This window comes from Bartonella sp. AP20NXHL (assembly GCF_042196165.1).
Taxonomy (GTDB): Bacteria; Pseudomonadota; Alphaproteobacteria; order Rhizobiales; family Rhizobiaceae; genus Bartonella.
Genome location: NZ_JBHIPV010000004.1, coordinates 156,290 through 163,546, shown reverse-complemented (window position 1 = coordinate 163,546; position 7,257 = coordinate 156,290). Strand labels below are relative to the sequence as shown.

The window sequence follows — 7,257 nt, the reverse complement described above, 5'->3', positions numbered from 1 at the left end:
TGTTGTGATCAGAAGGCTCGCAATTGAAGCCGCATTCTGAAGAGCAGAACGCACAACTTTCACAGGATCAACAATTCCCAAAGCAATCAAATCACCAAATTCACCCGTGGCGGTATTATAACCATAAGTGTCAGCATTATTTTCCAGCACTTTGCCCACAATAATAGCGGCTTCTTCACCAGCATTGCTTGCAATCTGGCGCGCTGGTGCTTGTAGAGCACGACGAACGATACTAATACCAGCTTCTTGGTCAGGATTACTTCCCTTAACGGTCAACGCATTTGCTGCACGCAACAATGCGGTACCACCACCAGCAACAATACCTTCTTCAACAGCAGCACGTGTTGCATTCAAAGCATCATCAACACGGTCTTTCTTTTCTTTCACTTCAACTTCTGTTGCACCACCCACACGGATAACAGCAACACCACCAGCGAGTTTAGCAAGTCTTTCTTGCAATTTTTCACGGTCATAGTCAGAAGTTGTTTCTTCAATCTGAGCCTTGATTTGATTGACGCGAGCAGTAATTTCGCTCTTTTGTCCAGCACCATCAATAATGGTTGTGTTTTCTTTAGAAATATTCACTTTCTTTGCACGTCCAAGCATATCCAAAGTGACATTTTCAAGTTTAATGCCCACATCTTCAGAAATAACCTGTCCAGATGTCAAGATAGCGATATCTTCTAACATTGCTTTACGACGGTCACCAAATCCAGGAGCTTTTACAGCAGCAATTTTCAAACCACCACGTAATTTGTTAACAACGAGCGTTGCCAAAGCTTCACCTTCCACATCTTCAGCGATAATGAGAAGTGGTTTTCCAGATTGCACAACAGCTTCAAGCACAGGAAGAAGAGATTGCAAATTAGACAATTTCTTTTCGTGAATGAGAATGTAAGGATCATCAAGATCAGCGACCATTTTCTCAGCATTTGTGACAAAATAAGGGGAAAGATACCCACGGTCAAATTGCATTCCTTCAACGACTTCTAATTCCGTTTCAGCGGTTTTAGCTTCTTCCACGGTAATGACGCCTTCATTGCCCACTTTTTCCATAGCATCAGCGATCATTTTACCGATTTCAGCAGCGCCATTAGCGGAAATTGTTCCCACCTGTGCAATTTCTGCTGAAGTTTGAATTTTTTTTGCTTTTTTGAAGAGGTTTGCCACCACTTCTTCAACAGCAGCATCAATCCCACGCTTCAAATCCATTGGGTTCATGCCTGCAGCAACAGCTTTAACACCTTCTTGCACAATAGCTTGTCCTAAAACAGTTGCTGTTGTTGTTCCATCACCAGCGATATCATTGGTTTTAGAAGCAACTTCGCGCAACATTTGTGCACCCATATTTTCGAACTTATCTTCCAGTTCGATTTCCTTTGCAACGGATACACCATCTTTTGTGATGCGAGGTGCACCGAATGATTTATCAATCACCACATTGCGACCTTTAGGGCCGAGTGTCACCTTAACAGCATTAGCAAGGATGTCGACACCGCGCAACAAACGCTCACGCGCTTCACGGCCAAATTTGACTTCTTTAGCAGCCATTTAATTTCTCCTTGGAGTTTTCTCAAAATAGTACACAATGAAAAACTAAGTGCTTCAATTAGCCCATAATTCCCATAATGTCAGATTCTTTCATGATGAGGAGGTCTTCCCCATTAATCTTGACTTCAGTTCCAGACCATTTTCCAAACAAAATACGGTCTCCTGTTTTGACTTCTAAAGGCACGCGCTTTCCGTTATCATCGAGAGCGCCATTGCCAACAGCAATCACTTCGCCTTCTTGGGGTTTTTCTTTTGCTGTATCAGGGATGATAATCCCACCAGCCGTTTTATTTTCAGATTCAACCCGACGGACAACGACACGGTCGTGAAGTGGGCGGAATTGTATATTAGCCATGTTTTAAATCCTTAAAACTGAACATAATTGCATTAATCTTAAAAGTTCTTGCTAGCACTCTCAAACTACGAGTGCTAGCATGTGTTAGATATAAAATCGGCATCTCTCAATGTCAAGAATAGCCATAAAAATAATTTCTCTAAATGAAGCTTCAAAGTCTTGCCTCTTATTGCACTTTCGCGTTATCTATCTTTTTTGAGAACCCGTGAACAAAAAAGGATCTTATCATGGTTGAAACACGTCAGGAAACGGATAGCTTTGGAACGATTTCGGTACGTCAAGATCGTTATTGGGGCGCACAAACTGAACGTTCTCTGCATAATTTTAATATTGGCAGTGAAAAGCAGCCTCTTGCCATCATCTATGCCTTAGTCCTTGTCAAAAAAGCAGCAGCGATTGTAAACATGGGCAAAGGAAAACTACCAGAAAATATTGGAAAAGCAATTATTGCCGCCGCTGATGAAGTGCTTGCTGGCGATTTTGATAAGCATTTTCCACTGTCCGTCTGGCAAACAGGTTCTGGCACACAAAGCAATATGAATGTCAATGAAGTCATTGCTAATCGTGCTAGTAAGATTTTGGGAGGAAAACTTGGAAGCAAAAAACCAGTTCATCCCAATGACCATGTCAATATGAGCCAATCATCGAACGATTCCTTTCCCACGGCGCTTCACATTGCCACCACGTTGCAAACACGCCAACACTTATTGCCAATCCTTGAAGCTCTTATTGCGACATTAAAACAAAAAGAGCAAGAATTTGCAGACATCATTAAAATCGGTCGCACCCACACGCAAGATGCAACACCTTTAACCTTAGGGCAAGAGTTTTCAGGCTATCGTGCCGCATTAGAAGCCAATCGTCAGCGCATTGAAAATGCTCTAACCGATGTCCACATGCTTGCTCAAGGTGGCACGGCTGTTGGCACAGGGCTGAATGCGCCAAAAGGTTTTGACGTTGCTTTTGCGCAAACAGTGAGCACTCTCACAGGAGTAACGTTCCAAACTGCCAGCAATAAATTTGAAGCACTTGCCCATCATGGCGCCCTTGCGCATTTCCACGGAAGCTTGAATGCTCTCGCTGCTGATCTGTTTAAAATTGCCAATGACATTCGGTTTTTAGGCTCTGGTCCACGTTCTGGTTTAGGGGAACTCAGTCTTCCTGAAAATGAACCCGGATCTTCTATTATGCCCGGCAAAGTCAACCCCACACAATGTGAAGCCTTAACCATGGTCGCATGCCAAGTTTTTGGTAATCACACCAGCGTAACCTTTGCCGCAAGCCAAGGACATTTTGAACTCAACGTTTATAAACCTGTTATTGGCTATAACGTTTTACAATCAATTACCCTTCTTGGTGATTGCATGCGTTCTTTTGATATGCATTGCATCCAAGGATTACGGGCCAATCGCGTTCATATTCACTCGCTCATGGAGCGCTCACTCATGTTAGTCACAGCTCTAGCACCAGAAATTGGCTATGAAAGAGCTGCTGAAATTGCCAAAGCAGCGCATAAAAATGATACAACTTTGCGCACCGAAGCATTAAAAGCAGGCGTTTTTGTAGAGGATTATGACCGATTAGTTGATCCCAAAAAGATGATTGCTCCCCAATAAACAACCCACTAAAAAAGATGCAAACGTCTTAAAACAAATCGTTCTGTCAAAAGATCGGGGTGTAAACACCCCGATGATGACCGATAACCATTACCCACAGCGTTCATTTTAGGCTCTGATCCGCATTTATGCTATGGGTGGTTTTGTTGCTTATATTGTACTTAAAAGGCACAACGGTTTTGGAAAGAAATGGATAGTCATGGCTCAACACCCAATGGCTATAGTGGCAGAAAGTGATTTAAATGGATATGACCGTAAGGTGTTTTTCATTCTAGCTTCACGTCTTGATTTTAAAAATCAATTAGCTATCAACCAAAAAGAATTAGCTCAAAAAAATCAGTATTAATAGACATAATTTCAATCAAAGTATAAAAAGATTAATGAATTCATAGTAGTTACGCTTACAATGTTATCATTATTGATAACATTGGGTAGATAACTCTTATCTCAATGAGATAATGTATTGATTTATAATAATAATCTAGCGTTATCCATATTGAATGAGAATCCTAAATACCGTAAGATTTTCTCATTTTAAATCTGTCCCATGTTGCATCAATCAAAATCACTGACTAGCACATCACAAACGGAATGAATGTATGGATAGAAATTGTATAAGATAAGGAAAAACACCTCTAATGAACCACCTCAAGCGCCAAGGACTGTCACAACGGCCAAAGGGGCCTGTCACAACATTGTGGAGAGGACTGTCACAACACCCACGAACTGGCAAATATAGTAATGGCACCGGCTTGCTCCTCTATGAAGCGGAAAAGAGGTGCTCAATAGATTTATCATTATATCATTCACGAGCCACCGTCGTGAAATGGATTTAGAAACATTGAAAAATGTCTCCTCTATGAAGCGGAAAAGAGGTGCTCAATAGAGGAACAGCTGTTGGAACAAAATTCGATGCACTGAAAGGTTTTGACCTTTGCTGAAACAATTCACTCTCTGACGGGATATCCTTGACAGCTCGCAAGAAATTTGAGGCATTTGCCCCTTATGGCGCCCTCACCCATTTCCACAAAAACCTGAATGCACGCGCTAATCTCTTTAAAATAACCAACGACATTCAGTTTTTAGGCTCTCATCCACGTTCCGTCTTTAAGCGAACGGAAAGTTTATCATTTTACATGGCACATGAGAAACCTCTTGAAACTTGAGATTCTCGCCCTTTGCTCCTTCTTATTCTTCGTATTCCATTCAATCAATCAAAACTATTCGCTTGGATTGTCATAAGAAAAAGTAGCGTATAGATAAAAAAGAAATAAAGTCGCTCATCCCCTTAAGTGCTCAAAAGGCTATCGCCATACAAAGCTACGCAATATCAGAAACAAGCAAAGAATACGATAAAGAATATGATGGTGCCAATATGCATTTTTTACGACCAATTGAATATTAAGCACTTTGATATCAATCATAGTGGATAATATATTTAACACTTAATAACAAAGAGTGCTTTTAATATATATAAAATAATATTTTTTAAACAAATAAAAAGCCTGTTTACTATATTATATTTTTTTCTAAAACACAGAGAACACTGAAGAGGCGTATATAAAAAATCCTGAAAAATCAATACAAACGCGGAATAATAGCATGAAAACAAGTTTTAAGAACACTTAAATATGGATAATTATAGAGTTTTTGAGTATTTTAATTTTCATAATGATATTAAATATAGATTTCTTTAACCAATTCGTGTATAATGCGCTTTGTATTTTAAATGAATTGGGGACGTTTTTATGAAAACAAAATGTTTAATTGCACTATCTATTTTCACTTTCATTACCGCTTCAACAGCGCAAGCAGCAGATACGGTAATCTTTGAGCAATCAAAACCGAAGGTTTCATTGCAAAATGATTCATCATCACGTATTTTACCGGTTACTGTTTCTGCGCCTTTTTCTTGGTCTGGTTTTTATTTTGGAGGACAAATTGGATATTTTTCCAATAAAAATACTCTAAATTACGCACAAGAAGCTAGGGACGGAAAATGGGCTTTGGTTGATAGAGATTTATCACCGAAACTATCAGGATTGAGAGCAGGTTTGTATGCAGGTTCTAATATTGATCTGGGAGATCTTGTTTTCGGTTTTGATACGGACATGGTTTGGTCTGGGAAGAAAAGTACCCAAACAGACAATGGAAAGAAAATTCTAGATAAATTAGACTCCATTAACATTGCCTTTGAAGAAGCTGGAATTCCTATCATAAAACCTGCCGCTCAGGATGAAACGATACCCAACCATGGTGACATTGTTGTTAGCGGTGTAACATTGAAAGAAACATGGTCTGGTGCCGCGCGCGCGCGTATTGGTTTTGCTTCCCACCGTCTTATGCCTTATATTGCAGGGGGTATAGCCTATAGACAGATGCAATATATCATGTCACTTTTATCAAAATCGCAAGAAGATTCGACAATTTTTGCTTCTGGCAATGTGTTAGATGAGACAAAAACAATGTTTGGTTACACTGTTGGTGGTGGTTTTGATCTTGCAATGACAGATAATATCATCATGCGTACAGAATATCGTTATTCAGATTTTTTTAAAAAGAAATTTGCAAACGATAACCTTAAAATCTCTTCTCAAACGCATGATGTTCGCTTTGGTATCGCTTATAAATTCTAAGTTTTGTAGAAAAATTGAACGATTAAAAAACCCTGTTAAAAACGGGGTTTTTTAATGCCCCTTTGCACTAAAAAGACGTAGATTCTAAAAACCAGTACTAAACTGTAAACAAATAATCACGAAACAATCCAACCTCTCCCTCTCTTAAAGCAAGCTTCTATCCTCTCAGCCTTTCATGTCGTGCATTGGGAATATATAAAAGCTTTACCACCATACCACTGGGCGCCATCGTAAAATAAATGAGAGCCGGTATTTAAGAGATATTTCTTTAAAAGAAATATGGATATTGTGCATCAATTGCAGTTTTATAGGATGATGTTTACTTGGCCTCCCCGCTCTTAAAGGATAAAGATTCTAAAAACCCATTTTAAAACACCCATTTTAAAACACCATGTCCGTTTATAAAAGCACAAAAACTCTTGGGGACTCTTAGGGGGATCTTGGGCGAGCTTCTCTGGGCTCCTCCTCATGGAATGCCCTTAAGCCTAAAGCAAGACAAACACACTGAAGAATATTCAACACACAGCGAAAAAATACTGTAACGTTTCAAGGAAGTATGCCCTATATTACCACACTTCAAACGACCGTATTTTACAGCTATTGTATGCCAGAGTGGAGAAAGGATATTGCGGTTTTCTGTTTATGTAATTTCTGTAACGGGGAGACAGCTTCATTTGGAGAGAACATGAAGTTGTCAAGGTAAAAAACCAATTTCCAACCTTACCATTTCCCTCTGCTTTACAACTTTCAAAAGCCTCTAAAGCACTATTTTTTTAAACCTCTAAAACTCTGTCTTTTAAAGAGTGGAGATTACGCATTGCCTCATGCTTTTGTTGCTCACATATCTTTTTGGCGATCACGCCCCTCATGTCATACGACAACGCTTCAAACCAAACACACTCAAATTCAAGACACTTTGGTTGCCAATGCACATGCGTGTTTTAAAGAAACATCTCTCAAAACCCTCAAGCCCATTTTGCGACAGCACCTACAAGAATATAAAATCTATAAAGCCTCTAAAACACTATTTTTTTAAACCTCTAAAACTCTGTCTTTTAAAGAGTGGAGATTACGCATTGCCTCATGCTTTTGTTGCTCA

At 39.6% G+C, this 7,257-nt stretch carries 5 protein-coding genes and 1 pseudogene; 4 read left to right on the top strand and 2 right to left on the bottom strand.

The genetic code is table 11. The features are described 5' to 3' along the window. Together groL and groES are read right to left on the bottom strand one after the other, a co-directional pair. Positions 1–1,551 (bottom strand): chaperonin GroEL (gene groL, locus ACFILL_RS03910; RefSeq protein ID WP_375643298.1); only part of this gene is annotated, 1,551 nt, incomplete at its 3' end. Between the two features lie 58 nt (positions 1,552–1,609). Further along, positions 1,610–1,906: a co-chaperone GroES gene (groES, locus tag ACFILL_RS03905; protein WP_005774667.1), complete on the bottom strand. Its 297-nt coding sequence runs from the start codon at positions 1,904–1,906 to the stop codon at positions 1,610–1,612. Positions 1,907–2,133: 227 nt separating this feature from the next. Between groES and fumC (ACFILL_RS03900) the strand changes: the two genes are divergently transcribed. The 4 genes and pseudogenes from fumC (ACFILL_RS03900) to ACFILL_RS03885 all read left to right on the top strand — a co-directional run bounded on the left by fumC (ACFILL_RS03900) (position 2,134) and on the right by ACFILL_RS03885 (position 6,158). Beyond that, positions 2,134–3,522, top strand: a complete 1,389-nt coding sequence (gene fumC / locus ACFILL_RS03900) for a class II fumarate hydratase (protein WP_375630964.1) — start codon at positions 2,134–2,136, stop codon at positions 3,520–3,522. Between the two features lie 133 nt (positions 3,523–3,655). Continuing rightward, on the top strand, positions 3,656–3,868 hold the full coding sequence (locus ACFILL_RS03895; protein WP_375643296.1) for a hypothetical protein: 213 nt from the start codon (positions 3,656–3,658) through the stop codon (positions 3,866–3,868). 541 nt (positions 3,869–4,409) lie between these two features. Then, a pseudogene (gene fumC, locus ACFILL_RS03890) lies at positions 4,410–4,625 on the top strand (class II fumarate hydratase); the annotation flags it as partial. A gap of 645 nt (positions 4,626–5,270) precedes the next feature. After that, the gene (locus ACFILL_RS03885; protein WP_375643295.1) at positions 5,271–6,158 is read left to right on the top strand and encodes an outer membrane protein; all 888 of its coding nucleotides are present in this window, start codon (positions 5,271–5,273) and stop codon (positions 6,156–6,158) included. Positions 6,159–7,257: the final 1,099 nt, after the last annotated feature.

Coding starts and splice junctions, on each gene's coding strand:
- groES (WP_005774667.1), bottom strand. CDS start 1,906: ATGGCTAATATACAATTCCGCCCACTTCACGACCGTGTCGTTGTCCGT.
- fumC (WP_375630964.1), top strand. CDS start 2,134: ATGGTTGAAACACGTCAGGAAACGGATAGCTTTGGAACGATTTCGGTA.
- ACFILL_RS03895 (WP_375643296.1), top strand. CDS start 3,656: ATGGGTGGTTTTGTTGCTTATATTGTACTTAAAAGGCACAACGGTTTT.
- ACFILL_RS03885 (WP_375643295.1), top strand. CDS start 5,271: ATGAAAACAAAATGTTTAATTGCACTATCTATTTTCACTTTCATTACC.